The 25,523-nt window shown below is 57.3% G+C and carries 21 protein-coding genes and 3 tRNA genes; 17 read left to right on the top strand and 7 right to left on the bottom strand.

Annotated features, from left to right (window positions below; genetic code table 11):
• Positions 1 to 121 precede the first annotated feature (121 nt).
• From GFR01_RS14690 to GFR01_RS14675, 4 genes are read left to right on the top strand one after another with little or no spacing between them, the layout of a single operon-like run.
• Entirely contained in the window at positions 122 to 916 is a 795-nt protein-coding gene (locus GFR01_RS14690; RefSeq protein WP_099183045.1) for a DeoR/GlpR family DNA-binding transcription regulator, read from the top strand.
• Complete coding sequence (hpxZ, locus tag GFR01_RS14685) at positions 903 to 1,286, top strand: oxalurate catabolism protein HpxZ (RefSeq protein ID WP_099183044.1); 384 nt, start codon at positions 903 to 905, stop codon at positions 1,284 to 1,286. Before GFR01_RS14690 ends, hpxZ begins: the two co-directional genes overlap by 14 nt.
• 30 nt (positions 1,287 to 1,316) lie before the next feature.
• The gene (locus tag GFR01_RS14680; protein WP_015072685.1) at positions 1,317 to 1,496 is read left to right on the top strand and encodes an AtzG-like protein; all 180 of its coding nucleotides are present in this window, start codon (positions 1,317 to 1,319) and stop codon (positions 1,494 to 1,496) included.
• Complete coding sequence (locus tag GFR01_RS14675) at positions 1,493 to 2,827, top strand: AtzE family amidohydrolase (protein WP_099183043.1); 1,335 nt, start codon at positions 1,493 to 1,495, stop codon at positions 2,825 to 2,827. The genes GFR01_RS14680 and GFR01_RS14675 overlap by 4 nt, the downstream gene beginning before the upstream one ends.
• A 44-nt stretch (positions 2,828 to 2,871) precedes the next feature.
• Here the strand turns inward: GFR01_RS14675 and GFR01_RS14670 are convergent, their stop codons facing one another.
• Both GFR01_RS14670 and GFR01_RS14665 read right to left on the bottom strand, forming a co-directional pair.
• Positions 2,872 to 4,437, bottom strand: coding sequence for a gamma-glutamyltransferase family protein (locus GFR01_RS14670; protein ID WP_099183042.1), 1,566 nt, complete (start codon positions 4,435 to 4,437; stop codon positions 2,872 to 2,874).
• Positions 4,438 to 4,475: 38 nt separating this feature from the next.
• A complete protein-coding gene (locus GFR01_RS14665) occupies positions 4,476 to 5,357 on the bottom strand; it encodes a LysR family transcriptional regulator (RefSeq protein WP_099183122.1) in 882 nt (293 codons plus the stop codon).
• A 101-nt stretch (positions 5,358 to 5,458) separates the two neighbouring features.
• Between GFR01_RS14665 and GFR01_RS14660 the strand changes: the two genes are divergently transcribed.
• Both GFR01_RS14660 and GFR01_RS14655 read left to right on the top strand, forming a co-directional pair.
• Positions 5,459 to 6,694 carry an allantoate amidohydrolase gene (locus GFR01_RS14660; protein WP_099183041.1) on the top strand — a complete coding sequence of 412 codons (1,236 nt, stop codon included), beginning with the start codon at positions 5,459 to 5,461 and terminating at the stop codon, positions 6,692 to 6,694.
• Positions 6,691 to 7,917, top strand: a complete 1,227-nt coding sequence (locus tag GFR01_RS14655; RefSeq protein ID WP_099183040.1) for a pyridoxal-phosphate-dependent aminotransferase family protein — start codon at positions 6,691 to 6,693, stop codon at positions 7,915 to 7,917. The genes GFR01_RS14660 and GFR01_RS14655 overlap by 4 nt, the downstream gene beginning before the upstream one ends.
• Before the next feature lie 6 nt (positions 7,918 to 7,923).
• Here GFR01_RS14655 and GFR01_RS14650 read toward each other — a convergent pair whose 3' ends face one another.
• Positions 7,924 to 8,112, bottom strand: a complete 189-nt coding sequence (locus tag GFR01_RS14650) for a hypothetical protein (RefSeq protein WP_063903450.1) — start codon at positions 8,110 to 8,112, stop codon at positions 7,924 to 7,926.
• Positions 8,113 to 8,287: 175 nt separating this feature from the next.
• Here GFR01_RS14650 and GFR01_RS14645 point away from each other — a divergent pair.
• From GFR01_RS14645 to GFR01_RS14630, 4 genes are all read left to right on the top strand, one after another.
• Positions 8,288 to 8,363, top strand: a tRNA-Thr gene (locus GFR01_RS14645).
• A gap of 211 nt (positions 8,364 to 8,574) precedes the next feature.
• Entirely contained in the window at positions 8,575 to 10,053 is a 1,479-nt protein-coding gene (locus GFR01_RS14640; RefSeq protein ID WP_099183039.1) for a paraquat-inducible protein A, read from the top strand.
• On the top strand, positions 10,050 to 11,720 hold the full coding sequence (locus tag GFR01_RS14635; RefSeq protein WP_099183038.1) for a PqiB family protein: 1,671 nt from the start codon (positions 10,050 to 10,052) through the stop codon (positions 11,718 to 11,720). Before GFR01_RS14640 ends, GFR01_RS14635 begins: the two co-directional genes overlap by 4 nt.
• 3 nt (positions 11,721 to 11,723) lie before the next feature.
• A complete protein-coding gene (locus tag GFR01_RS14630) occupies positions 11,724 to 12,338 on the top strand; it encodes a PqiC family protein (protein ID WP_063903447.1) in 615 nt (204 codons plus the stop codon).
• A gap of 80 nt (positions 12,339 to 12,418) precedes the next feature.
• Here GFR01_RS14630 and nusG read toward each other — a convergent pair whose 3' ends face one another.
• From nusG to GFR01_RS14615, 3 genes are all read right to left on the bottom strand, one after another.
• On the bottom strand, positions 12,419 to 12,949 hold the full coding sequence (gene nusG, locus GFR01_RS14625; protein ID WP_063903446.1) for a transcription termination/antitermination protein NusG: 531 nt from the start codon (positions 12,947 to 12,949) through the stop codon (positions 12,419 to 12,421).
• A 9-nt stretch (positions 12,950 to 12,958) separates the two neighbouring features.
• Positions 12,959 to 13,213, bottom strand: coding sequence for a preprotein translocase subunit SecE (gene secE, locus GFR01_RS14620; protein ID WP_010503587.1), 255 nt, complete (start codon positions 13,211 to 13,213; stop codon positions 12,959 to 12,961).
• Positions 13,214 to 13,275: 62 nt separating this feature from the next.
• Positions 13,276 to 13,352: transfer RNA gene (locus GFR01_RS14615), tRNA-Trp, on the bottom strand.
• Positions 13,353 to 13,523: 171 nt separating this feature from the next.
• Here GFR01_RS14615 and GFR01_RS14610 point away from each other — a divergent pair.
• A tRNA-Gly gene (locus tag GFR01_RS14610) sits at positions 13,524 to 13,597 on the top strand.
• A 26-nt stretch (positions 13,598 to 13,623) separates the two neighbouring features.
• Here GFR01_RS14610 and GFR01_RS14605 read toward each other — a convergent pair.
• Complete coding sequence (locus tag GFR01_RS14605; protein ID WP_099183037.1) at positions 13,624 to 14,160, bottom strand: cupin domain-containing protein; 537 nt, start codon at positions 14,158 to 14,160, stop codon at positions 13,624 to 13,626.
• Between the two features lie 297 nt (positions 14,161 to 14,457).
• Between GFR01_RS14605 and atpH the strand changes: the two genes are divergently transcribed.
• From atpH to GFR01_RS14575, 6 genes are all read left to right on the top strand, one after another.
• The gene (gene atpH, locus GFR01_RS14600) at positions 14,458 to 15,030 is read left to right on the top strand and encodes an ATP synthase F1 subunit delta (protein ID WP_063903444.1); all 573 of its coding nucleotides are present in this window, start codon (positions 14,458 to 14,460) and stop codon (positions 15,028 to 15,030) included.
• Positions 15,030 to 16,565, top strand: coding sequence for a F0F1 ATP synthase subunit alpha (gene atpA / locus GFR01_RS14595; protein ID WP_063903443.1), 1,536 nt, complete (start codon positions 15,030 to 15,032; stop codon positions 16,563 to 16,565). The genes atpH and atpA overlap by 1 nt, the downstream gene beginning before the upstream one ends.
• 9 nt (positions 16,566 to 16,574) lie before the next feature.
• Positions 16,575 to 17,465 carry a F0F1 ATP synthase subunit gamma gene (locus tag GFR01_RS14590; protein ID WP_063903442.1) on the top strand — a complete coding sequence of 297 codons (891 nt, stop codon included), beginning with the start codon at positions 16,575 to 16,577 and terminating at the stop codon, positions 17,463 to 17,465.
• Between the two features lie 21 nt (positions 17,466 to 17,486).
• Complete coding sequence (gene atpD / locus GFR01_RS14585; RefSeq protein ID WP_007283194.1) at positions 17,487 to 18,950, top strand: F0F1 ATP synthase subunit beta; 1,464 nt, start codon at positions 17,487 to 17,489, stop codon at positions 18,948 to 18,950.
• A 5-nt stretch (positions 18,951 to 18,955) separates the two neighbouring features.
• On the top strand, positions 18,956 to 19,372 hold the full coding sequence (atpC, locus tag GFR01_RS14580; protein WP_007283195.1) for an ATP synthase F1 subunit epsilon: 417 nt from the start codon (positions 18,956 to 18,958) through the stop codon (positions 19,370 to 19,372).
• A 124-nt stretch (positions 19,373 to 19,496) separates the two neighbouring features.
• On the top strand, positions 19,497 to 25,496 hold the full coding sequence (locus GFR01_RS14575; RefSeq protein ID WP_099183036.1) for a DUF3320 domain-containing protein: 6,000 nt from the start codon (positions 19,497 to 19,499) through the stop codon (positions 25,494 to 25,496).
• Positions 25,497 to 25,523: the final 27 nt, after the last annotated feature.

Below are 25,523 nucleotides of genomic sequence, written 5' to 3'. Positions count from 1 at the left end.
GGTCATGTCAAGTCATCTTTGTGATCGAAACGTTCCAATTTCGATCATTTCATGCGTGCTTCCCAAAAAGCCTGAGCGTGACTAGAGTGGCTGCGTCATGGCCCACAGGGGGAGAGCGACCTTGGCTTCCGACCGTCTGACGCAGATCCGTCATTATCTTTACCTGAACGGCATGACTGGCGTTCACGAACTGGCTGAGCAGGTCGATGCATCGCTTGCAACGATCAGGCGTGATCTCCAGCGGCTGGAAGAGCAGGGTATCGTTATCCGGACGCATGGCGGGGCTTCCCTTGCCGAGTCCGTTGATCGTGAAGTGGCGTTTGAAACCCGCGAAAATCAGGCTCTGGATCATAAGCGGGCCATCGCAGACGAGGCGTTCTCCTGTCTGAAGCGGGGCTCTGCTGTCTTTTTCGATGCTGGAACGACTGTATTGCAGCTTGCCCGACGTCTGCGTATTGATCCGATGCCCCTGACGGTTTTCTCCAACAACATCACAGTGTCAGAAGCGCTGAGTGGAGTTGAAGGCGTCGAGATGATCCTGCTGGGTGGGCGGTTGCGTCATGCCAACCGCAGCCTTGTGGGGATTCTGGCAGAGCAGGCCATCGAAAATCTCTGGTTCGATCAGGTGTTTCTTGGTGCCAGCGCCGTACAGCCTGACGATACGATTTCGACCCCGGACGGCGAGGAAGCGAGCCTGAATGCTGCCATGATGCGGCGTACGGAAGAGTGCTTTCTTCTCGTAGACAGCATGAAGTTCGGGCGCCGGTCTACTTATAAAGTCGGGCATTTGGATCAGGTATCCTGTGTCTTTACGGATATGGAACTGGACCCGGGGCAGGTTCAGGCTTTGCGGGAACGCGGCCACAAGCTTGTTCTCGCCGGGCATGCAGAAGGAAGCAGCGATGACACTGAATGATCCGCGTATCGTAGCGGAAGTTGAGCCTTTGGCTGATCTTTATGAGAAGGCACTTGGAGAAAACGATCTCCAGACGCTGGATGATCTCTTTTACGCTGGGTCAGAGACAGTTCGTTACGGTGTGGGCGAAAATCTGTACGGCATCGAGGAAATTCGCGAGTTCCGGAAGAAGCGGCCGGGTGGTTCGCCCCCACGGGATGTTCTGCGGCGTGTAATTACAACGATTGGTCAGGATGCGGCTGTCGTGGATCTGGAGTTCCAGCGGAAGGGCGGCACAAAAATCGGTCGCCAGAGCCAGACATGGTTTCGAACAGAGAATGGCTGGAAGATTCTCGCTGCACATGTTTCCTTGATGGCAGACATATCCTGAATTTGCCTCTGAAGGAGTGAAAGTGACGTCATGAGCCTGTCAGAAGACACCGAAATCAAGATCCTCGCGGCCGCCAACAGGCTTGTGATTCCTGCGGAATTTCATGAAGGCGTGCGAATGAACCTCGACCTTTTGCGTTCTTACGCGACACTGATTGAAGGCATGGACCTGTCCGACCGGCTTGAGCCAGCCTTCGAGTACGAACCATGAGTGGTTTGCAGTTCCGGACGCTGGATATCGCCGCAAAGGTTCGCGGTGGCGACATCTCTGCGACTGAGGTCACCAAAGCCGTATTCGCGGATATTGCTCAGCGCGATGACAGCTTGAATTGTGTCACGCGTCCGTTGACGGATCGTGCCCTGGCGGCTGCGGCTGCGGTGGATGCTGCTGTTGCGGAAGGTCGTGATCCGGGCGCTCTGGCAGGTGTGCCGTTCGGGATCAAGGATCTGTTCGATGTGGCCGGTCAGGTGACAACGGCCGGATCGAAAGTTCTGGCCAATGATCCGCCTGCTACGCGGGATGCTGCCCTTGTCGCGCGCCTGATTGACGCGGGCGCCATTCCCGTTGCGCTGACGAACATGGATGAGTTCGCCTACGGGTTTGCGACGGACAACGCCCATCACGGTGTAACGCGTAACCCGCACGCGCCGGATCATCTCGCGGGTGGGTCTTCGGGTGGGTCTGCCGCTGGTGTGGCGGCGCGTCTGTTCTCGCTGGGGTTGGGATCTGACACGAACGGCTCCATTCGTGTTCCGGCTTCGCTGTGCGGAATCTGGGGACTGCGTGCGACACAGGGACGGCTTCCTATTGAAGGGAGTTACCCATTTGTCGCCAGCCTCGACACTGTTGGCCCGTTTGCCGACAGTGCAGGCGGTCTGCGTGCCTGTTTTGAAGCACTGGTTCAGACCGAAAACGCCCCTGTCGATGTCGGGGCACTGAAAGTGGCTCGTCTGGGCGGATGGTTCGCGGAGAACATGTCTGCCCCGATGGCGGAGGCTGTGGAGGCGTTGGGCGCGCGTTTGGGCGCAACACAAACAGTCGAACTGCCAGAAGTGGCTCGTGCACGGGCTTCAGCATTCGTCATCAGTGCCTCCGAAGGCGCGGCCCTTCATCTGCATCGGTTGCGGAAGCAGGCACAGGATTATGATCCGTCCGTTCGCGATCGTTTGTTGGCAGGTGCACTTCTGCCCGCATCCCTGATCTTTCAGGCCCATCGTCTGCGGAACTGGTTCCGTGCCCGCATGCATGAGGCGTTTGCGGATGCTGATATCCTGTTGGCCCCAGCCGTTGTCGGTGAGGCTCCGCGTTTCGATCAGCCCATGATCGAGGTTGGCGGCAAGATGGTGTCGGCGCGCGCCAATCTTGGGCTTTATACTCAGCCGCTCACATTGGCTGGTTTCCCGGTTCTGACGGTCCCTATGAAAACGACAGGGCTTCCGCTAGGGGCGCAGCTTATTGCGCGTCCGGGTCGGGAAGATCTGTTGCTGGCTCTAGGCGAGTCTCTTGAGCGAGATGGTACCGCCCTAGCCCGTCTGGCCTGATGTAAGAAGAGAGCCGTTTCAGAAAAGCGGCTCTCTTGCCTGTCTTACCAGGCTGCAACGGTCCCATCGCTCCGTGGGTCTGTGGCGCCCTCAAAACGTCCATTGCTGTGGCGGACGATCGCGCCAGCATGCCCCATGACTGAAGACAGGGATGGGAGCTCTTCGATGACATGGCCGGCCTTGTGGAGCGCCTGAACGACGTCCGGGGCAAAGCCGGGTTCCAGTTTCAGGGATGTGCTTTCCTCGCCCCATGTGCGGCCCAGCAGCCAGCGTGGGCGGCAGATGGCGTCCTGCAACGGAACGCCATAGCGTGCATATCGGCTAAAAATCGCGGCCTGTGTCTGGGGCTGTCCTTCGCCGCCCATCGTTCCATAAACCATTGTGCGTCCGTCATTCAGGCGAGCAGCCGCGGGGTTCAGGGTATGGAAGGGTTTTGCTCCCGGAAGCAGGCAGTTCCAGCCTGATGGTTTGAGGCGGAAAGACGAGCCGCGATTCTGCCAGAAGAGACCACTCTGCGGGAGCATAACGCCTGAGCCGAATTCGAAATACAGGCTCTGGATCATGCTGACCGCAACACCATTGCTGTCAATCGCACCCATCCATGTTGTATCGCCCCACTGGGTTTCTTCCGTCCAGGGAAAGGCTTCTGTCATCGAGATGCGGGCGGCCATGTCATCCAAAGCGTTCTGATCTGCCAGAAGAGCGCGAATGTCGGCTTCAGCAGTAGAGCGCCCATCAATCTCGCGATTGCGATAGCGGAAAGCCTGTTTGGTCGCTTCGATCAAACCATGCAGATGTTCGAAGGTTTCCGGTCCCTCACTCTGAGGGAGGCGATCTTCCAGTGCCAGAATCAGCAGGGACGCAGCGCCCTGTGTGGGGGGCGCCATATTATAAAGCGTGCCCATAGAAGTCTGGACTTCCAGAGGCGCTTTGACTTCGGCCTGATGAGCCAGGAAATCTTCCAGTCGCAGGGGGCTGCCTGCAGCTTCAAGATCGGCTGCCATCCCTTTCGCTAAATCGCCCTCGTAAAAGCTCCGTAATCCATTCTGCGCAAGGCTGCGAAGAGTGGCCGCGAGGATAGGGGACGTCTGGATGCTGCCTTCTTCCCAAGGAACATTATTCGGAATGCAGGTTGTGTGGAAGGTTGGATTACCTGAGAGTTCAGCCTGTTTTGCCTTGAGAAGGGTGGCTTCACTTTCGGAAACCACGCGTCCCGTACTGGCATAATGAATGGCATCACGTAGAAGCCGATCAAGGGGCAGATTGGGTTGATGGTCTGCGCTTTTCTTTAGCGCGGCCTCCCAGCCGGAAACGGTTCCTGCCACGGTATTGGCTGCCAGACCGCCGCGCCAGGGGATGACCCTGTGACCAGCCTGCGCATACAGGTCGAGCGTTGCGTTGCGGGCGAGCCTGCCACAGGCATCAATCGCGATTGTCTTCCCGTTCGGATAGGAAATCAGCCAGAACCCGTCTCCGCCGAGCCCGGTCATGTGTGGATAGACGGCGGCCAGCGCTGCGGCCGTTGCCACCACGGCTTCGATGGCCGTGCCGCCATCTTTCAGAACATCAAGGCCCGCCTGACTGGCCAGATGGTGAGGGGATGTCACCATCCCACGGAGCGAATTGGGTGTCTGCATGGAAGGTACCGTCACGAGAGAGGGATGGGGCGAAGGCGGGAAATATGATCACACAGCGTTTGGATCAGGAGGTCTTCTGGTCCCTGTGCTGTCTGATGGCGCGTTGCCGCGATGAAATCGACGTCCGGAATGATGGGCAGACTGTCGGACTGGCAGACGGAGAGGCCATCGGTTCCACTCAGGAAATTGGGCTGGGCGGTGACGCCATAGCCAGCGCGAACCGCGGCGAGAATGGCGCTCAGATTGCTGCTGGTGAAGGCGATGTGCCAGGGCTGACCTGCACGATTGAGGGCTTCAATGGCAAGGCGTCGTGTGACGCTGCCTTCAGGGAAGGTCACCAATGGCAGAGACGCGTCTTTCTCAGGCAGGATCTCTTTCGGTCCGAACCAGTTCAGCCCTTCCGTCCAGAGTTTCTGACCATGCGTTTCGGACGATCGACGCATGCCGCAGAGCAGGTCGATTTCGTCATTTTCCAGCAGCCGGGTCAGGGACGCGCTGAGGCCTACGGTCATGGTGATCTGAAGGGACGGATGGGCTGCGCGGAACGTGCCCAGAATTTCAGGAAAGCGCGTCAGGAGCAGATCTTCCGTTACACCTAGTCGAATGGTGCCGCGCGGGACTCCTTCCCGGAAATAAGCAAACAGGCTGCTTTCAACCTGCAACAGCCTCTGGCCCAGCGAAACAAGGGCCGCCCCGTCGTCCGTGAGCTTTACAGCCTTGGTGCTTCGGGCGAGCAGGCGCGTTCCAAGCTGTTCTTCAAGTCGGCTGACATGCTGACTGATGGTAGACTGGCTGACCCCCAGCGTCTGGGCCGCAGAGGTGAAATGCAGGGTTTCTGCGACAGCCAGAAACGAGCGCAGATGCATGGGATCAAGATGCGTTTGATCTTTCATGCGAATATGTGAGGGCAGTTTTATCGCGCGGTCAACTTGATCTGATGCCGTTATGAGCGCACAGTTCGCACAAAACATGATTTCCTTCTGGCGGAGACAGAATGACAGTCCATGGAGCCCGCGCCGTTCAGCGGTGCCGCACCCTTGTTGAACCCCCTTTCAGCGAGACGGCTGGTCAACTTTTCCGTTACTGGCTCGGAACATCCTATCGACATACGCTCGCCCAGGTCCAGATCTGGATGGAAGAGGCGGGAATGGCCGTGCGGCAGGATGCGGTCGGCAATCTGATCGGTCGTTATGAAGGGACGGACTCGGCCTCTCCGGCGCTCGTCATCGGCTCCCATCTGGATACTGTCCGGAACGGTGGGGCTTTTGATGGCAATCTGGGTGTCATGCTCGGGATCGAGCTGGTGTCCGCGTTGCGTGAAAACGATGTGCGTCTGTCCTTCCCGATTGAAGTCATCGGGTTCGGGGATGAGGAAGGATCGCGCTTTCCCGTTCCCATGATCTGTTCGCGCACCATGACGGGCCTGATCGACGCCGTGCCGCAAGGCGTGACGGATGCTCAAGGCATGACAGTTGCAGAGGCCATGGTGTCCTATGGTCTTGATCCGGCTCGGCTCAAGGATGCTGCGCGTCGGCCAGAGGATATTCTGGCCTTCATCGAGCCGCATATCGAGCAAGGGCCGTGTCTTGAAGCTGCTGACAGACCGCTTGGTGTCGTAACAGCCATTGCGGCCCAGACCCGGCAGCGGGTGATCGTCAAAGGGCAGGCCGACCATGCCGGTACGACACCGATGCTGCTACGCCGGGACGCACTGGCGGCCGCTGCCGAGATGATTCTGGCAGTTGAAAAGCGCGGTGCTGCTGGATCTGGCAATCAGGTCGCCACAGTCGGGCAGATGGACGTCACGCCCAACACGTCCAATGTCATTCCGGGCGACGTGTGGTTCTCGCTGGACATGCGGGCCGCGTCCAACGAGATCCGGGATCGTCTGGCTGAAGAAATCCGGTTTGATATTCGGCAGATTGCAGAGCGTCGCGGGCTCGAAGTGTCATTCACGACACCACAACATCTTGCAGCGTCCGCGTGCTCTCCTGAAATTATCGGTCGTTTTGCCCATGCCATTGAGAAGGTGACGGGTGAGCCTGCACCCCAGCTTCTGAGTGGTGCGGGTCATGACAGCATGGCCATGGCGGGTTTTTGCCCGATGGGTATGCTGTTTATTCGCAGTCCGGGTGGGTTGAGCCATCACCCGGATGAAACGGTGCTTGTGGAGGATGTTGAACTCGCCCACCGCGCCCTGCTTGCTTTCGTCAAGGAATTCCAGTCATGAGTCCGACTTACTCCCAGATTGATCCGCCATCCCGCCTGCTGATGGGGGCGGGGCCAGCCAATGTTCATCCGCGTATCCTGCGTGCCATGGCGACGGATGTAATCGGGCAGATGGACCCGGAAATGACCGCGTATATGGACGAAACCATGGCGCTGTACCGGGAAGTCTTCCAGACGAAGAATCACTGGACGCTACTGGTGAATGGTTCGGCCCGTTCCGCGATTGAGGCGGCGCTGGTGTCACTGGTTTCGCCGGGTATGAAAGTTGTGATTCCGCGCATTGGTCGGTTCGGCCTCCTGCTGACGGAGATCGTTCATCGGTGTGGCGGTATTCCCTGTACGATTGACGTCGAATGGGGACAGGTTGTCGATCCGGCTGCGGTTGAAGCGGCGATCATTGAACATAAGCCTGGGCTGGTGGCCGCCGTTCATGGCGATACGTCCACGACAACGGCTCAGCCTCTGGCCGAAATTGGCGCCATCTGCCGTCGCCATAATGTGCTGTTCTATGTGGATGCGACCGCAACACTGGGCGGGATGGAATTTAAAACAGATGCGTGGAATATCGACGTAGCAACAGCGGGTTTGCAAAAGTGCCTTGGTGGGCCGCCGGGCTCAGCTCCGATCACACTGTCCGATCGCGCTGTGGAAGCTATTCTGCGCAGGCGTCATGACGAAGCCGGTATCGCCACTGGTCAGCCTCAGGGGGATGGGCCTGTCATCCAGTCGAACTACTTCGATCTGGCGATGCTGATGAACTACTGGTCTCCGGCCCGGATGAACCATCATACTGAAGCCACTTCCATGCTCTATGCGTCCCGCGAAGCGGCTCGGATTGTGGTTGAGGAAGGTGTAGATGCGCGGGTTGAGCGTCACACGCGTGCTGGTCGTGCCATGGTAGCGGGTCTGCGTGCCATGGGGCTGCGCGTTTATGGTGATGATGCAACCCGGATGGCAAACGTGACGGGCGTCTGGGTACCAGACGGCGTGGACAATGCGCGCGTTCGGGAGTTGATGCGGAAGGATTTCGAGATTGAGATCGTCTCGTCCTTCGGACCGCTGACAGGCAAGATCTGGCGTATCGGCGCCATGGGCGTGAATGCGCAGAAGCACAAGGTTCTGCTCACGCTCGCGGCATTCGAAGCCGTTCTTGCCGGCGAGGGCTTTAACCTGCCCCGTGGAGCAGGCGTTGATGCGGCTCGTGCAGCGTGGGATGCTGCTTGAAATTCTTTATTTTTTAGGGTGGTTCTTTCGACCTGAACCACTTTTTTTACCGCCACCGCTTTCCTTATTGACGGTGGCCCAGGCGCGGCGTTCGGCTTCTTTCTCCCGAACGCCGCGTTCTTCATAACTTTCTTCAATATGCTGAGCTTGCCGCTTCTGCTTGTCGGTATAGGCCGATTTATCACCGCGTGGCATGAAAGTGCCTCCTGAAGGCGCATTGTACTCTCAGGTTTACGCCGGTTGTCGGGGGCGGTTTTCCTGCGCTCACTGCATAACGGCACTGTTTTCGTGGAATGTTGGCAAATTTTCCGTTTTCGGGGCTTGCCAAAAAAAAAAGCGTCCGCTAGAACGCGCCTACCTCGATGGATGCGCCGGTGTAGCTCAGCTGGTAGAGCACGTCATTCGTAATGATGGGGTCGGGAGTTCGAATCTCTTCTCCGGCACCATCGAGGTATTTTCCCAAAATTCAGTTTAAAACAGCAGTACTGAAAAACTGTGTTTGCTGAATTTGGTCATACTATTCTCAAAAAAATTCCCTCGGTTTCGTGCAAAGTCGCCAAAATGAGCCTAGCTTGGTTGTCGTACTTTGATGCGTAGGCCACGATGTTGCTCGCTGCACTGTCCTATGATGGCTCCATGCGCTAGGTTAGGAGCGTCATGACTGACCGTTTTCACAAGCGCCTCTGGCAGAATGCTGTCAATCTCTCCCGAACGTCCCAGCGGCCTCACGACTCCCTCCATGTTGTGGAAGGATTGCATGAGTGTTCGGTCTGCGGTCTGTTTCAGCGCGTTCCGGAGCTGAAGCCCGGTTTTCTGGCGGAATGCCAGCGTTGCGGTTCGCAGATCACCCGTCGACGAAAAACGTCCGTCATTGGCGCACCTGCTGCCTTCTGTCTGGCGTCTGCAGCACTGTATGTTGCTCTGCTGATCAGCCCGCTCATGACGCTGAATGTTTATGGTCGAGAGAATACAGTTGCCCTGATGTCAGGCCCGATAGAGTTAAGCTATCAGGGTTATAACAGCATGGGTCTCCTTGTGGGACTCACGACACTTGCCATGCCGGGAGTCGTTATCGCTTTGATGGCGGCTGTTCTCTACGGCGCTTCGCGTCCTCACATGCCGGATTGGACCCCTAGACTTCTAACCTGGTACGACCGTCTCCGGGGTTGGTCTATGGTAGAAGTTTACGTTCTGGGTGTTCTTGTTGCCTACACCAAGCTGGTTGACCTTGCCCTCGTGGATCTTCAGCCGGGCGTTTATCTTCTTGGTGGCCTGATGCTCACCATGGCGGCAATGGACTCCACTTTTGATGATGATCTGATCTGGAACAATCGGGATCTGCGCAAAAGGGTGGATGGGCATCGTGGCAAGGTGCTGAATGTAGCCCATCTGGATGCTCACCGAGATCCACTGCCTCCTGTCGAACACATGCTCTCCTGTCATGCCTGCGGGCTGGTCGTAGCGTTTGATCACGTGGTTCCTCAGGAAGCCGATATGGGGGACTGCCCCCGGTGCGATCAGATTCTCCGTCGGCGGAAGCGGCAAAATCTGTCTTCCGCGAGTTGTTTCCTGATTGCTGGCATCATTTTTTACATTCCGGCAAACATGCTTCCCGTCATGACCTATACGAAAGTGGGGCATGGTGCGCCGAGCACTATCATTAGCGGTGTGATCGAACTCTGGCAGGCAGGCATGATCCCGCTTTCCCTGCTGGTTCTTTTCGCCAGTATCACGGTGCCGGTCCTGAAGATTCTGGCGCTGAGTTTCATGATTATCAGCACAAAGCTCAGATCCCGCTGGCAGCTTCCCCTCCTTGGGAAGCTGTATCGTCTGGTGGATATCATCGGTCGATGGTCGATGATTGACGTGTTCATGATCTCCATTCTCTGCGCTGTGGTACATTTTGCCTTTCTGGCGAATGTTACAGCCGATCCCGGCATGATTTGTTTTGCCCTTGTGGTGATCCTGACAATTTTTGCGGTCGAACTGTTCGACCCGCGTAGCATGTGGGATGCAGCGGGGTTGAATCAGTCTGCTTCTGACGACGTTACCGGGCAGATTCGCCCGGAGGCCAGGATTCCCAAAGGGCCTTCCCCTTCTTCCGATACCTCTCACATGGAGTCTGAACGCGCGTGAGCGATTCCCGAAATGATCGCGGGCAGCAGCCGGCATTGCCGGAGGAAGCTCCGGTGCGTCGCACCCGCTTTTCCCTGATCCTGCTGATCCCCGTGCTGGCGATTCTCATCTCCGGATGGCTCGCCTGGAAGCATTTTGCCACGCGTGGTCCAGAAATCACGATTACCTTCGACACCGCTGACGGGCTGACGCCGGGTCAAACGCAGGTAAAGAACAAGGCCGTGACGCTGGGAACGGTTCAGGACATTACCCTGAGCAAAGACATGCGCCATGTGAACGTCAAGATTCAGATGAATGCCAACAGCGCTCATATCCTGACAGACAACACACGGTTCTGGGTCGTGCGTCCCCGTATTAACGGGGCCAGCATCACAGGTCTGGATACCCTCATTTCCGGTGCCTACATTGCGATCGACCCCGGCGCACCCAATGGGCATTATCAAACTGAATTCCGGGGTCTTGAGGCTGTTCCCGGAGTGCGTTCCGATCAGCCGGGAACGACATTCTGGCTGGTATCCCCTGCTCTTGGGTCATTAGGGCAAGGTGCGCCAGTCTTCTTCCGTGACGTGCCGGTCGGTGAGGTTCTGGGGTATACGATGCCGCCCGGTGGGGAAGGGCCCATCGTCATCCAGGTGTTCGTCAAGACGCCTTATGATCATTACCTGCGTACGGACAGTCGATTCTGGAATGTATCTGGCATTCAGGTCGGTCTTGGAGCCGGTGGCCTGAAGGTTCAGATGCAGTCTATCCAGGCACTGTTCTCAGGTGGTGTGGCTTTTGGACTGCCGGATCGCCGCCGGGAGGTTGAGGCGCCTGTGGCACCAGCCAATTCTGTTTTCAAGCTCTATACCAGCCAGGAAGACGCAGATAGTGCGCGCTATCATCAGCGTCTGCGGGTCGCCACCTACATTGATACGTCTGTAAAGGGTCTGGCAGCGGGCAGTCAGGTCAGCATGTTTGGTTTGCAGGTGGGAACAGTCACCGCCGTCAAGCTGCAGATTCCTTCACCGCAGGATAAGCCGCGGGTTCGTGTGGAAATGCAGATCGAGCCAGAGCGCATGATGCCGGAGTGGAAAGAAAGCCAGCTTGCACAGGCCAAGGAATATCTGGCTGCCTTCGTGGCTAATGGCATGCGGGCCTCCGTGCAGAGTGCCAGCTTCTTAACGGGTGAATCCATGATCGGACTTCAGTTCGTCAAGAATGCGCCTCCTTTGACGCTGACTTATGAAGGCGATGTGGCGATCATGCCAAGCCAGCCTGGCGGCGTTGATGGCATCATGGACTCCGTCTCAACGATCACGGACAAGATCGCTGCCATGCCGCTCACCCAGATCGGGGAGCACGTCAACGATCTTATCGCTCATGCTGACGGGCGCCTGAACAGCCGGGAAGTGACGCAGTCTCTCGTGGCGCTCCGCAATTCGCTTCAGCATCTGGATACCCTGACCCAGAATGCCAACCAGCATCTGCCGGAACTTCTGGCATCTCTTCAGGGAACAATGAACAACGCCCAGTCCCTTCTCGGGGCATATGGAGGCGATACAGACTTTCATCGCAGTCTTCAGGGGATGATCACCCAGATGACACAGATGTCCCGGTCCCTGCGTCTTCTGACGGATTATCTGGACCACCATCCTTCCGCACTTATTACCGGCCGCAGGAACTGACCCATGGCGCAGTCATCATCTTCTTCTACCCGTCTGCTTTTTGTTGGGTGCATGCTGGGTCTGGTGGGTGGCCTTTCTGGCTGTAGCAGCGACCCTAAGCTTTATACGCTGGCCCCATTGCCGGGAACTTCCCAAATGGGTGGTCCGGCAGTTGTCGAGGTTCGGACGCCCGTGGTTGCGATGCGTCTGGATCGCGACACGATTGTCCGGGCAAACCAGGATTATCAGACCAAGCTGGCATCGGGGGATAGCTGGAGCGAGGCGCTCCCCAATATGATCGCTCACACCCTGACGACTGATCTGGCCCAGCGCCTACCAGGCACTACGGTGTTCGCTCAGGATGATGCCGTGACAACAACGCCGTCAGCGTATGTTGAGGTAACGATCCGGAATTTTGAAGCTGACGCAGCAGGCCACGCCCTGATCATGGGAATGCTTTCAGTGCATCCGACTGGAAAGATGATTGGCCCGGTGCTCACGCAGCCCTTCGTCTGGAAGTCTTCTGAGACGGTGGACAAAGACACGGTGAAGCTGACTGCTGCCCTGAGTCAGGGACTGTCCGTCTTGGCGGATCAGGTCGCAGCGCAGGTGCGGGTGCTTCCCACCCCAGTAAAATAAGATCTTTGTAGATCAGCTAATAAAAAAGGCTCCCTTTCGGGAGCCTTTTTTGTGCAATGCAAACTGCAAGGGAGGAAGCCTTAGAGCTTCTCGACCTGATTGAAGTCCAGATCCACCGGGGTCGAACGACCGAAAATGGAAACACTGACCTTGAGGCGCTGGCGTTCTTCGTCGACTTCCTCGATCATGCCGGTAAAGGACGTGAAAGGGCCATCGGCAACACGGATCTGTTCGCCGATCTCGAAGGTCAGAGCAGAACGCGGACGCTCCACACCTTCCTGAGCCTGCTTCATGATCCGATCCGCTTCAGCAGAGGTGATGGGAGTCGGGCGGTTACGGGTTCCAAGGAAGCCTGTGACCTTCGGTGTGTCCTTGACGAGATGCCAGGCATCGTCCGTCAGTTCCATCTTTACGAGAACGTAGCCCGGAAAGAACTTGCGCTCGGCATTGACCTTACGGCCACGGCGCATCTCGGTCACATCTTCAGAGGGAACGAGAATCTGTTCGAAATGGTCGGACAGGCCTTTCTGTGCAGCCTGCTCCTGAATGTGGCTCGCGATCTTTTTCTCGAAGCCGGAATAGACATGCACAACGTACCAACGTTTTGCCATGGTGCGGACCTAGCCTCCAACGCCAAAAAGTTCGCGGACGCCCAGGCCAATAACCTGATCCACGATGAAGAAGAAGATGCAGGTCACAGTAACCATGGCCAGCACTGCACCCGTCGTGATGAGGGTGTTGCGACGTGTAGGCCAGGTAACCCGCTTTGCCTCATTGCGCACGTCCTTGAGGTACGTGCCCAGATTGAAGCCGGATCCGTTTTTGTGAGGCGCCGTCTTCCGCGACTCGTCTTTCGGGGTAGTGACCGACACCATCGTCCTCGAATCAAATGAAAATCCGCGTCCCGGTGCCGGAAAAGCCATCCGGAAAAGCGGGGTGGCAGGGGCGGAGGGTCTCGAACCCACAACCTTCGGTTTTGGAGACCGACGCTCTAGCCAATTGAGCTACGCCCCTATCATCGGGCGTTACCATTTGCATGATACGCCAACGACAGTGGAGCGGAAAAGATAATGTTCGGAGATGAAAGTCAAGTGCCTGAAATGAAAATGGCATCATATTTTCATTTCCCACATTCCCCTCTTGCGGGCGCATGGAAAACTGGAGTATGACACCGGCGACCTAAGGGCGGGCGTAGCATAGTGGTAATGCAGTAGCCTTCCAAGCTTCTGAGGAGGGTTCGATTCCCTTCGCCCGCTCCAAAAGGTCTTTCCCCTGAAAATTTGATTTATTCCCAGTGGCAGGGCTGATGTAGTGGTGCCGCCTGCGTAAATTGCGTGACAAGCAGGGCAACGCTGTCATCCCCGACATTGCCGGAGAGATGTCCCCGGTGCCCGGCTCGATCGGGGGTCGCATTCAGATCTTCGCTGAGCAGAATGTCGCCTGGATTAAGTTCCACGCGTGTTCCGTCCATCGCTTGGACGAAGTAGATTCCAGACAGCGGTACGACCCACTGAACCTGATGGCTCTCATTCCAGCCGCCCTTCCACTTGGGAGGCTGTACCCGCATCGTCACACTTGCAGAGCCAGTATGTGCACGTCCTAGCAAGACCTTGTCTGCTGAGGGAGAGAGGCTGCCCTCGTGGAAATCGGAAAATTTGCAGTGTGTAAGGTGTGTCACGCCATCTGTGTCGGTCCAGTTGTCCCAGTACGCGATGGATGGAAAAGATGGTTTGTCTTCGACTGGGGCGGCGTTTGCAGCAAAGGGCAGTGCGCCGAGTGACAGGGCGCCCAAAAGGGAATGCAGGCGCTTTTGAAAAGACATGTATACTCCGGACCGTAGGGAAAATTGATGCCGCCAGTGGTGCGTGCATGATCTAAAATGGCAGGGAGAACCTGAAAAATGCAAACATGTGCTGCTCGAGCGGCGGTTTGCAGGTTCCTCTCGGTTGCGCTTGATCGTGGTCGCGTGCTAGAGGCGGCGCCAAGTGGAGGACCGGGTTTCAGACGAATCCTGTGCAGGGTCGTGTGTGCCTGATCCTATTACGGATTTGGAAGCAAGGGACCGGATAAGCCGGTTCCGGCCGCATCCTGCGGCGGAAAAGTGAGACGGAACACGCGTGTGACGGTGACACAGGTGCCGCAGATGGGACCCACAGGGGGCTTAGCTCAACGCTATGCCCGGGCGCTTTATGACTATGCCTCGGAGCAGGGAGCACTCTCTGACGTCCTGGCTCAGGTTCGGGGGCTTCGCGACGCGATTTCCCAGAGCGCTGATCTGCGGACATTTCTTGCAGATTCCCGCCTTGATGCGCACCGCTCCAGCGAAGTTGCTGGCGCCCTGACCGAAAAGCTCGGCTTTGGGGATGCCATCCGTCGCTTTGTTGGTGTTATCGCTGCGAACCGTCGTCTTGCTGATCTCGCTGCCATTCTGGATGGCGTACTGGCTCTTGATGCCAGTCTTCGAGGCGAGACCGTTGCAGAAATCCGTTCCGCACAGCCTCTTACAGACATGCAGCGCAGCCAGCTTCAGGCCCGTCTGGCCGAAGCCGGCTACAGCCGCGTGTCCATGATCGAACGTACAGATGCTTCCCTGATTGGTGGCATGACGGTACGTGTCGGTTCTACACTGTTTGATACTTCGATCGCCGGGCGCCTGACCCGCCTGCAGAACGCCATGAAGGGAGCCGCGTGATGGATATCCGTCCCGCTGAGATTTCGGACATCCTCAAGCAGCAGATCGCGTCTTTCGACAAGGTCGAGACCGTTTCCGAGACGGGCACGGTCCTGTCGATCGGTGACGGCATTGCTCGTGTTTACGGCCTGACGAACGTTATGGCCGGCGAAATGGTCGAGTTCGAAGGAACCGGCCTCAAGGGCATGGCGCTGAACCTCGAAGCCGACAATGTCGGTGTCGTGGTATTCGGTGACGGCGATGAAATCCGTGAAGGTGACACGGTTCTTCGTACGAAGGCTGTGGTCGAAGTTCCGGTTGGCAAGGGCCTTCTTGGTCGCGTTGTTGATGGTCTTGGCAACCCGATTGATGGTCGTGGCCCGCTGGTGGACGTTGAATACCGTCGCGCCGAGGTCAAGGCTCCGGGCATCATGCCGCGCCAGTCGGTCAGCGAGCCGATGCAGACGGGTATCAAGGCCATTGACGCCCTGGTTCCGATCGGGCGTGGCCAGCGTGAGCTGATCATCGGTGACCGTCAGACCGGTAAGACCGCAATTCTGGTGGACACGATCGTCGCCCAGAAGCCGGTCAATGCTGAAGGCGACCCGAAGAAGTCCCTGTACTGCATCTATGTCGCAGTCGGTCAGAAGCGCTCCACGGTTGCAAACCTGGTTCGTACACTGACGGAGCAGGGCGCAATGGAATATTCCATCGTTGTGGCTGCTACGGCATCTGATGCTGCTCCGATGCAGTATCTGGCACCGTACACCGCCTGCACCATGGGTGAGTACTTCCGCGACAACGGCATGCACGCTCTGGCCTGCTACGATGACCTGTCCAAGCAGGCTGTTGCTTACCGTCAGATGTCCCTGCTGCTGCGTCGTCCGCCGGCACGTGAAGCTTTCCCGGGTGACGTGTTCTACCTGCACTCCCGTCTGCTTGAGCGCGCTGCCAAGATGTCCGACGCCAATGGCGGTGGCTCTCTGACGGCTCTGCCAGTCATTGAGACGCAGGCTGGCGATACGGCTGCCTACATCCCGACCAACGTGATTTCCATCACGGACGGTCAGATCTTCCTTGAGACGGACCTGTTCTACAAGGGCATCCGCCCGGCTGTGAACGTTGGTGGCTCCGTGTCCCGTGTTGGCTCTGCCGCCCAGATCAAGGCGATGAAGCAGGTTGCTGGCAAGATCAAGCTTGAGCTGGCTCAGTATCGTGAAATGGCTGCGTTCTCGCAGTTCGCTTCTGATCTCGATGCCGCAACGCGTAAGCAGCTTGAGCGTGGTGCACGTCTTGTTGAGCTCTTGAAACAGCCTGAGACGTCCCCTCTGCCGGTTGAAGAGCAGGTTGTGGTTCTGTTTGCCGGAACGCGTGGATATGTCGATCCGGTTGCTGTGGACAAGGTCGTGGCTTACGAAGCGGCCCTGCTGACAGAGATGCGCGGCGCTGGCGCTTCCATCCTGACAGCCATCCGTAACGATCGCCAGATCAAGCCGGAAACGGAAGGCAAGCTCAAGGAGCTGCTGGAAGCTTTCGGTAAGCGCTTTGCAGCCTGAGGATAGTCCATGCCCTCGCTGAAGGAACTGCGCGGTCGGATCACAGGCGTCAAATCGACGCGAAAGATCACGAACGCCATGAAAATGGTCGCAGCGTCAAAGCTGCGACGCGCCCAGTCCCAGGCTGAGGCGGCTCGTCCCTATGCCGAGGCCATGGGCCGCATGATGGCGGAACTGGCAGCGGCAAGCCGTGGGTCAGATGCGTCCAGCCTGCCGAAGCTTCTGGCTGGCACAGGTAAGGATCAGGTTCATCTTCTGGTGATTCTGACGTCTGATCGTGGTCTGGCTGGTGGCTTCAACGCCAATATCGTCCGGAGTGCGCGTCAGCTGATCCGCACGTTGCAGGACGAAGGTCGGACTGTTCGTCTCCTGCCGGTTGGCCGCAAGGGTGCGGATATTCTTGCGAAGGAATATCCGGATCTGGTTGTCGAGCGCGTGGCAGGTACGGAAGGGCGTGATGTCGGCTTCGACAAGGCTGAGTATGTGGGCAAGAAAATTGTCTCCATGCTTGAGGCTGGCGAAATCGATCGCTGCACGCTGATTTACAACCGCTTTGTCAACGCGATGTCGCAGATTGCTATCCAGCTTCCGCTGGTGCCCCTGTCTGTTGCTGAAAATGACAACGTGGACACGTCTGCGGATGCAGCCCAGTACGAATTCGAGCCCGATGAGGCTACGCTCTTGGCCAATCTCCTGCCACGCAACCTCCAGGTGCAGATTTTCTCTGCCCTTCTGGAAAGCGCAGCGGGTGAGCAGGGTGCACGGATGACTGCCATGGACAATGCGAGCCGTAACGCTAGCAAGGCGATCGATCGTCTGTCCCAGAAGTACAACCGTACACGCCAGGCCAACATTACCAACGAACTGATCGAGATCATCTCCGGCGCAGAAGCCGTTTGAGATCACGCAGGAGACGAACCGATGTCTGAGACTCTTAACCCTTCTGCCCCGGCTGCAAACAATGTCGTCGGTCGTGTCACGCAGGTGCGTGGCCCGGTTGTCGATGTGCAGTTCGAAGGCACCCTCCCGCACATCCTGAACGCTCTTCATGTTCAGAACGGCGATCAAACGCTTGTTCTGGAAGTTGCGCAGGAAATCGGTGAGCGCCAGGTTCGCTGCATTGCCATGGATACGACGGACGGCCTGAGCCGTGGTGCCGAAGTCCGTGACACGGGCAAGCAGATCATGGTTCCGGTTGGCCCGGCTACCCTCGGCCGTATCCTGAACGTCATTGGTGAAGCCATTGACGAGCGTGGTCCGATCGTCAGCGACAAGTATTTCCCGATCCATCGTAAGGCCCCGGCTTTCGAGGATCAGGCTGCTGCTTCCGAAATTCTCGTTACCGGCATCAAGGTCGTCGACCTTCTCTGCCCGTACCTGAAGGGTGGTAAGATCGGTCTGTTCGGCGGCGCCGGCGTTGGCAAGACGGTTATCATCCAGGAACTCATCAACAACATCGCGAAGGCACACGGTGGCGTGTCTGTGTTCGCTGGTGTGGGTGAGCGTACCCGTGAAGGTAACGACCTGTATTTCGAAATGCAGGACGCTGGCGTTATCAAGATCGGTGAAGACGGTTCCACGGAAGGCTCCAAGGTTGCGCTGGTCTATGGCCAGATGAACGAGCCACCGGGAGCCCGTGCCCGCGTTGCCCTGACGGGTCTGTCGCTTGCGGAATACTTCCGTGACGAAGAAGGTCAGGACGTTCTGTTCTTCGTGGATAACATCTTCCGCTTCACGCAGGCTGGTTCCGAAGTGTCCGCCCTCCTGGGCCGTATTCCTTCCGCCGTGGGCTATCAGCCGACGCTGGCAACGGAAATGGGTGCCCTTCAGGAGCGTATCACGTCCACCAAGAAGGGTTCCATTACGTCCGTTCAGGCCGTGTATGTCCCTGCTGACGATCTGACCGATCCGGCACCTGCTGCGACCTTTGCTCACCTTGATGCTACGACGGTTCTGAACCGTTCGATCGCAGAAATGGGCATCTACCCGGCTGTTGACCCGCTGGACTCCACGTCCCGCTCGCTCGACCCGAAGATCGTCGGTCAGGAACACTACGACATTGCTCGTAAGGTTCAGCAGACGCTTCAGACCTACAAGGGTCTGCAGGACATCATCGCGATTCTGGGCATGGATGAGCTGTCTGAAGAAGACAAGAAGATCGTTGGCCGCGCACGTCGCATCCAGCGCTTCCTGTCCCAGCCGTTCCATGTGGCAGAAGTCTTCACGGGTGCACCTGGCAAGCTGGTTGCACTGGAAGACACGATCCGCTCCTTCAAGGCTGTTGTGAACGGTGAGTACGATCACCTGCCAGAAGGTGCGTTCTACATGGTTGGCGACATCGACGAGGCCATCGCCAAGGCCGAAAAGATGAAGCAGGAGGCCTGATCCTGATGCCCCTACGCATCGAGATCGTCAGCCCGGAAAAGCGCCTTGTTGACCGTCAGGTCGACATGGCGGTGGTCCCGGGCATGGAGGGCGATATTGCAGCCATGCCGGACCGTGCACCGCTGATGCTTCAGCTGCGTGGTGGCGTTGTGGCCCTGTACGAAGGCGACAAGATTGTCGACCGCTATTTCGTGGGCGGTGGTTTTGCAGACATGGGCGCAGAACACTGCACCATTCTCGCGGATTCCGCTCAGCTCATGAGCGAACTGTCGGCTGATGAAGCCCGTGATCGTCTGCGTGATCTGGAGACCACCTGGGCCCAGATCGAGCCGAACGATGTGGACACACATGACCGTCTGAGCCGTGAAATCCAGAGCGTTCGCGCAGAGCTGGAAGCGGCTGAAGGTGGCGCATCGGTCTAAAGCCGAGCTCATCATCGTCAAACCAAAGAAAAACCCGCCCCGTCATTTTGACCGGGCGGGTTTTTCTTTGTCTGGCACCTTCCTGTATGCTCCTCCGAACTTTACCGAGTGATGGTGGCGCATAATGACGGACTCTTCTCCTGAGACTACAATCCTGACTGAAGATCCGGCTCCTGCCTCTCTGCAGTCGATTGAAAGTGTGACGGAAGAGCCCTCTGCGCCAGAGACAGAAGCAACACCAGAGCTGCCTGCCGAACCCTGTCTTGAACTGAATGCGGTTCTTCGAGAGAGCGTCAGTAGTGCCCTCTGGGAAAATAGTGTTCCGGTTTTGCTGGAGCTCTCTCTTCGTAATCTCTCGGATCGTGAGTTCAGGGATTTCGAAATTACGTTGGATTGTCAGCCGAGTGTGCTGCGTTCCACATGCTGGCGTGTGCAGTCTCTCGGGGCCAGACAGTTTCAGACGATAGATCGTCTGGATGTTGAGCTTGATGGCGCTTTTCTTGCGTCTCTCAGTGAGGCGACACGGGCAGAAGTCAGGCTGAGCGTTTCCGAAATTCAACCAGATGGCTCTCGGAAAGAGCTTCTGGACCGTGTTTTTCCCCTGACGGTGCGTTGCCGAAGCGAATGGGGTGGCTTGCAGGGGCTTCCGGATCTTCTGGCAGCCTTTGTTCTTCCAAATGATCCAGCCGTGGCGAAAATTCTTCGCTCGGCATCTGCTCTTTTGCAGGACGCCGGTCAGTCCCCGTCACTTGAAGGGTATCAGGGCGGTCGCAAACGCGCGTGGGAACAGGCACAGGCCATCTGGTGTGCGGTTGCTGCACTGAAGATCACTTATGTCAGTCCCCCGGCGTCTTTTGTGGAAGATGGGCAACGGGTTCGCCTTCCAACCCAGATTGTCGAGGAGCGCCTGGCAACCTGTCTGGATACGGCCCTTCTGTTCGCAGCTTGTCTGGAGGCGATCGGGCTGAGGCCCTTGCTGATCATGCTCAAAGGGCATGCCTTCACAGGTTTCTGGCTATCGCGTGAGCAATCCGGCACGTCTGTTCTGCAGGATCTACCTGGTCTGCGGAATCGTGTGGCTCTCGATGATGTCTGTGTTTTTGAGACGACGCTGGTAATGGCCGCGTCCTGTCCGGCGTTTTCCAAAGCCTGTGAGAATGGACTGGCCCAGCTTCAGGACGGGGAAGAGCCCTCAAAATTCGAAGACGTCGTCGATATCCATCGCGCTCGTTTGCGTCGTATTCGCCCGCTTTCACAGGTTGTGACGGCGTCAGAGACGTCAGAGGCAGATCAGATCGAAGGAAATTCTGCCCCGCTGTTACAGGCAGCTCCAGATCTTCGTGAAGAATTGGGAGATCATGAGGAGCAGGCTACGCCTCAAAGCCGACTGGAGCGTTGGTGCAAGCGGCTTCTGGATATTTCAGGCCGTAGTCGGCTTCTGAATCTTCCAAAGTCTGAAAAACAGATTGTTGAAATCTGCTGTGCTGATCCGGGGAAACTCGAAGATCGTCTTGCAGAAATGCGGGGAGGTGAGCGCAAGCCTGCTCTCAGGCTGCGTGCACGGCCAGAACTGATGGATGGGGCAGACCCCAGAAGCGCGAACATCCATCAGCAACGTCATCATGACGATCAGCACCGCACGATAGCGGCAGAAGCGCTTGAGCATGGCGAACTTCTGGTGGCGCGTGAGGAGGCCGGACTTCAGCTCGCCTTGACCGAGATTTATCGCAAGGCAAAAGCTGCCGAGCAGGAGGGAGGCGCGAATACGCTCTTCCTAACCTTGGGTGAGCTTGTGTGGGAGCCGCGCGGGAAAGACCGTAAGGCTCGGGCGCCATTGATTCTTGTACCGGTCATTCTGGAGCGCAGCAGCGTAAATGCGCCTTTCCGTTTGCGGGCGCATACGGATGAAAGCCGGGTCAATGGCAGCCTTCTGGAAGTGCTGCGGCAGGATTTTGCCATGCGGTTTCCGGAGCTTGAAGGCGAACTCCCTCACGATGAAGCCGGGCTCGATGTCGGGCGGATCTTCGATATTTTCCGAGCCAAGATCCGCCAGCTTCCGCAATGGGAAGTTGAGGAGCGCGTTTGCCTGACGACGCTGTCGTTCGCGAAATTCCTGATGTGGAAAGATTTGCAGGAGCGTCAGGAAGCGTTGCGGATCAATCCGGTGGCCAGTCGGCTTCTGGATGGTGTGTCGGCAGCAGACGATGCTGCGTCTGCCTTTCCGAAAGCGATGTTCGATGAGGCGTTGCCGCTTGATGATGTGCTGGATGACGCAGATCTTCTGTGCCCGCTTGAAGCCGACTCTTCCCAGTTGATGGCTGTGGCCCGGGCGGCTGCGGGTGAGAACTTTGTTCTGATTGGGCCGCCTGGAACCGGTAAAAGCCAGACGATTGCCAACATCATCGCGGACACGCTTGGACGCGGGAAAACGGTTCTCTTTGTTGCTGAAAAGCGGACCGCGCTTGAGGTCGTGCGCAATCGTTTGCGGTCTGTGGGACTGGGCGAATTCTGTCTGGATCTGTTTTCGCCTCAAGCCGGGCGTGGAGCCGTTCTGGAACAGTTCCAGCAGGTGCAATCCGTGCGGGAAGAATTTTCGGCGGCTGAATGGACATCCGCTCAAAGTCGCCTCATGGCAGTGCGACGAGATCTGAACGCTTATGTGCATGATCTTCATCGCAGATGGAACAATGGCTGGACGCCCTATCGGGCTATTGGCGCTGTGCTTGAAGCGGACAGAAATGGAACCTATCCGCTCGCTCTCAAATGGGCTGGCCCAGAAGTTCACACCGAGGAAGACTGGGAACGCCTGAAGAGCGTCACGAGCCTTCTCTCCAGTCTGTATCTTCGGTTTGGAAGAGAGGCGCTGTCACCGCGCCTTTCAGGGATCGAGCAGGAAGACTGGACGTCCCGTTGGCAGGACCAACTGCTTCAGCAGGCGCAGAAACTGAAATTGCAGGCGGAAAGTCTTTCCAAGGCCGCAGGCGAGGTTTGTCATGCGCTGGGGCTTGGGGGGGACGCTCTTTCATGGGCGTTTCTGCAGCGGCTTGAGGGTGTGTGTCAGCTGATCCGCCGACCTGAAGCTGTAGTTGGCGCTTGGGCGCTCTCGGACGATGCAGCGGAAAATGTAAAAGCTGTTCTTGCCGAACAGAGCCGTGTCGCTCGACATCGCAGTCTGGTGCAAGAGCTTTCCGTCCGTTGGGAACAGGCAAAAACGCTTCCACTGGCTGAACTCCAGTGTGCTTGGAAAGACTCCGAAGAAAAATGGCTTTTGTCCCGCCGCAGTGCTCAGAAAGCGGTTCGGCGACAGTTGGAGGGCAGTGCAAAAGGGGCATTGCCGGAAGATCTGGGTGACGAACTAAACCGCCTGGTTGAGCTTTCCGCGCTGGAACAGTCTCTGACAGCTGTGTTGCATCGCGAACAGATTGGTTCCTTGTGGCAGGGGCTTTCGACAGATTTCGCCAAGATCGAAGCAACGTTGGCTTGGGGGACGGAAATGCGGGTGTCCTTGGCCAGTTGTGTTCCGGATGTCTCGGGGCTTTTGTCCGTACGGCGTCATCTCCCGGAGCTTCTGACAGAAGGGCGAGACCTGCTGGCCGAAAGCGGGCCAGTCGGGCAAAAAATATCGGTGTTCCAACAAGCTTTTTCGGAAGCTAGCGCTGACATGCAAACGCTGAGCGAATTGGCGGGCAGTGATGTTCTGACCATTGAACTTGACGGTGCCGATTGGTTGAGCCGTCTGGGTCAGTGTCTTTCTGGCTGGATCGAACAGGGCCGCAGTCTGCGGGACTGGTGTGCCTGGCGTAAAGCCTGCCATGAGGCGGAGCATTTGGGTCTGGCTCCGCTGGTTGATGCGTTGCTTGCAGAGCGCGTGGCTGCGGAAAGTCTTCAGGCCGTTCTGGAAGCGGCTTACGCCCGATGGTGGCTGGCGGCGGCCGTTGATGAGCAACCGAGACTACGGGGTTTTGTCGCTGCTGCCCATGAAGAGCAGATCGGGCAATTCCGCGCGTGGGATAAAGATGCTGCGGGTCTGGCCAAACGTCTGATCCGTGCGCGTCTGTGTGGCAGTCTTCCCGGCGAAGAGACACGGCGGCAGGATGCACAATATGTGATGATTCATCGTGAGGCGCAGAAAAAAGCGCGTCATATGCCCATTCGGCAGTTGGCCTCTGTGGCGCCGAGGGCGGTTCGCGCGCTAACACCCTGCTTCATGATGAGCCCTCTTTCTGTGGCTCAATACCTGCCACCTGATAGCGAGCCTTTTGATCTCGTCATCTTCGATGAGGCCTCCCAGATCCCGACATGGGATGCCATCGGTGCCATTGGTCGCGGGCGGCAGGTTATTGTCGTGGGTGATCCGAAGCAGCTTCCGCCGACCAGCTTCTTCTCTCGAAGTGAGAACGAGGAAGAGGACGGTGAGCTTTGCGACATGGAGTCGATTCTCGATGAATGTCGTGCAGCTGGCGTGCCGGAAATCAGCCTGAAATGGCATTACCGCAGCAGACATGAGAGCCTGATCGCCTTCTCGAATAGTCAGTATTACGGCGGGGATCTGATTACCTTTCCGTCAATCGTGACGAAGGACCAGGCTGTCTCGTTCCGATTTGTGGAGGATGGCAATTATCAGCGTGGTGGAAGCCGAACCAACCCGGCTGAAGCGCGCGCTGTGGCAAATGCTGTCGTGGCCCATCTAAAAAGCGACGGTGCAAAATCCATCGGTGTTGTGACGTTCAATGGAGAGCAGCAAACCCTCATCACGGATCTGCTTGAAAAGGCCCAGAGGGAAGATTCGTCTCTTGTCCCGTTCTTCAGCGAAGATCGTGCCGAACCTGTTCTGATCCGGAATTTGGAGAACGTGCAGGGAGAAGAACGTGACATCATGTTCTTCTCCCTGACATACGCTCCCGAATTGAAAGGCGTGCCTTATGTGTCCTTCGGGCCGCTGAACCGGGCAGGGGGTGAACGACGCCTGAATGTGGCTGTCACGAGAGCGCGGGAAAAACTGGTTGTTTTCGGATCACTCCGAGCTGAGCAGATTGACCCGTCCAGAAGCTCTGCCGAAGGCGTGCTGCATCTCCGCAAGTTCCTGACATTCGCTGAACACGGTGCGGGTGCTCTGACTGGTCTTCATCAGGGATCAGTAGGGGAAGCGGACAGTCGTTTTGAACTGGAAGTCGCAGCCCTGTTGAGGCAGCGCGGGTGGGATGTCCGTCCGCAGATTGGTGTTTCCAGATTCCGGATTGATCTCGGTGTTGTGGATCCAGATATGCCGGGGTGCTTCCTGGCTGGTGTCGAATGCGATGGCGCGACCTATCATCGGAGTGCCACTGCGAGAGACCGCGACAGATTGCGGCAGGCCGTTCTGGAAACTTTGGGATGGGTGATCCTGAGAGTCTGGTCCACGGACTGGTGGCTGAATGCTTCCAGGGAAGTCGAAAGACTGGATCAGGCCTTGAAGCAGAGGCTTGAAGCCATCAGGACAGAACGGGTGCCCGCAATTGAAGAGTGTCAGTTGCCCGAAGCTACCGAGACTCAGTTGGCAGAGGGTGTTCCTGAAGAAACGGTTCTTTATGCGGGCTTTGCACTGGATGTTCCGCAGGCGACCGAAGTTATTAAGGCTGAGAGTGAGACGGAAGCAGAGATTCATGTGGTCGCTGATGGAAACCGCTTTGGAGAGGAGGATTATCTGCCCACGCTCCAGAATCTGATTCGTCAGACTGTCGAAGGGTCAGGCGTTGTTCATGAAACAGCGCTGGTCCAGCAGATTGCCAGACTTCACGGGTTTGCCCGGGCCGGCCGTCAGATCCGGGAAAGAGTGCTAGCGGCAGTTCCGACGACATTGGGGCGGACAGAGGAGAGAGCAGGGACATTCTTTTGGGAAACCGAGGATGCTCCTTATGCGCCTGTTGTGTTCCGTGGTCCGGCTGCCGGAGAAAGCCTCGATCCAGCCCAGCTGCCTCTTAAAATGCTGACAGCGTTGGCTGATGAGCAGCGCGCCAAAGGGATGGATGAAGAAGAGGCGCTGGGAGAAATGAGAAAGGCGTGTGGTCTGGGGCGTATGGGCCCCGGAACAAGGCTGCGCTTTCAGGAAGCATGGCAGCTTTCGGGGGCGAATAAGGAACTTTGAGAAAAAAGAGACGTCAGAATGCATTTT

It is taken from the genome of Gluconobacter frateurii, from assembly GCF_002723955.1.
GTDB classification, from domain to species: domain Bacteria; phylum Pseudomonadota; class Alphaproteobacteria; order Acetobacterales; family Acetobacteraceae; genus Gluconobacter; species Gluconobacter frateurii.
This window is presented reverse-complemented; position numbering and strand designations above follow the sequence as displayed.

Excerpts from the sequence above, each read along its gene's own strand:
- hpxZ (WP_099183044.1), top strand. The coding sequence starts at position 903 with ATGACACTGAATGATCCGCGTATCGTAGCGGAAGTTGAGCCTTTGGCT.
- GFR01_RS14680 (WP_015072685.1), top strand. The coding sequence starts at position 1,317 with ATGAGCCTGTCAGAAGACACCGAAATCAAGATCCTCGCGGCCGCCAAC.
- GFR01_RS14675 (WP_099183043.1), top strand. The coding sequence starts at position 1,493 with ATGAGTGGTTTGCAGTTCCGGACGCTGGATATCGCCGCAAAGGTTCGC.
- GFR01_RS14670 (WP_099183042.1), bottom strand. The coding sequence starts at position 4,437 with ATGGTGACATCCCCTCACCATCTGGCCAGTCAGGCGGGCCTTGATGTT.
- GFR01_RS14665 (WP_099183122.1), bottom strand. The coding sequence starts at position 5,357 with ATGAAAGATCAAACGCATCTTGATCCCATGCATCTGCGCTCGTTTCTG.
- GFR01_RS14660 (WP_099183041.1), top strand. The coding sequence starts at position 5,459 with ATGACAGTCCATGGAGCCCGCGCCGTTCAGCGGTGCCGCACCCTTGTT.
- GFR01_RS14655 (WP_099183040.1), top strand. The coding sequence starts at position 6,691 with ATGAGTCCGACTTACTCCCAGATTGATCCGCCATCCCGCCTGCTGATG.
- GFR01_RS14650 (WP_063903450.1), bottom strand. The coding sequence starts at position 8,112 with ATGCCACGCGGTGATAAATCGGCCTATACCGACAAGCAGAAGCGGCAA.
- GFR01_RS14640 (WP_099183039.1), top strand. The coding sequence starts at position 8,575 with ATGACTGACCGTTTTCACAAGCGCCTCTGGCAGAATGCTGTCAATCTC.
- GFR01_RS14630 (WP_063903447.1), top strand. The coding sequence starts at position 11,724 with ATGGCGCAGTCATCATCTTCTTCTACCCGTCTGCTTTTTGTTGGGTGC.
- nusG (WP_063903446.1), bottom strand. The coding sequence starts at position 12,949 with ATGGCAAAACGTTGGTACGTTGTGCATGTCTATTCCGGCTTCGAGAAA.
- secE (WP_010503587.1), bottom strand. The coding sequence starts at position 13,213 with ATGGTGTCGGTCACTACCCCGAAAGACGAGTCGCGGAAGACGGCGCCT.
- GFR01_RS14605 (WP_099183037.1), bottom strand. The coding sequence starts at position 14,160 with ATGTCTTTTCAAAAGCGCCTGCATTCCCTTTTGGGCGCCCTGTCACTC.
- atpA (WP_063903443.1), top strand. The coding sequence starts at position 15,030 with ATGGATATCCGTCCCGCTGAGATTTCGGACATCCTCAAGCAGCAGATC.
- GFR01_RS14590 (WP_063903442.1), top strand. The coding sequence starts at position 16,575 with ATGCCCTCGCTGAAGGAACTGCGCGGTCGGATCACAGGCGTCAAATCG.
- atpD (WP_007283194.1), top strand. The coding sequence starts at position 17,487 with ATGTCTGAGACTCTTAACCCTTCTGCCCCGGCTGCAAACAATGTCGTC.
- atpC (WP_007283195.1), top strand. The coding sequence starts at position 18,956 with ATGCCCCTACGCATCGAGATCGTCAGCCCGGAAAAGCGCCTTGTTGAC.
- GFR01_RS14575 (WP_099183036.1), top strand. The coding sequence starts at position 19,497 with ATGACGGACTCTTCTCCTGAGACTACAATCCTGACTGAAGATCCGGCT.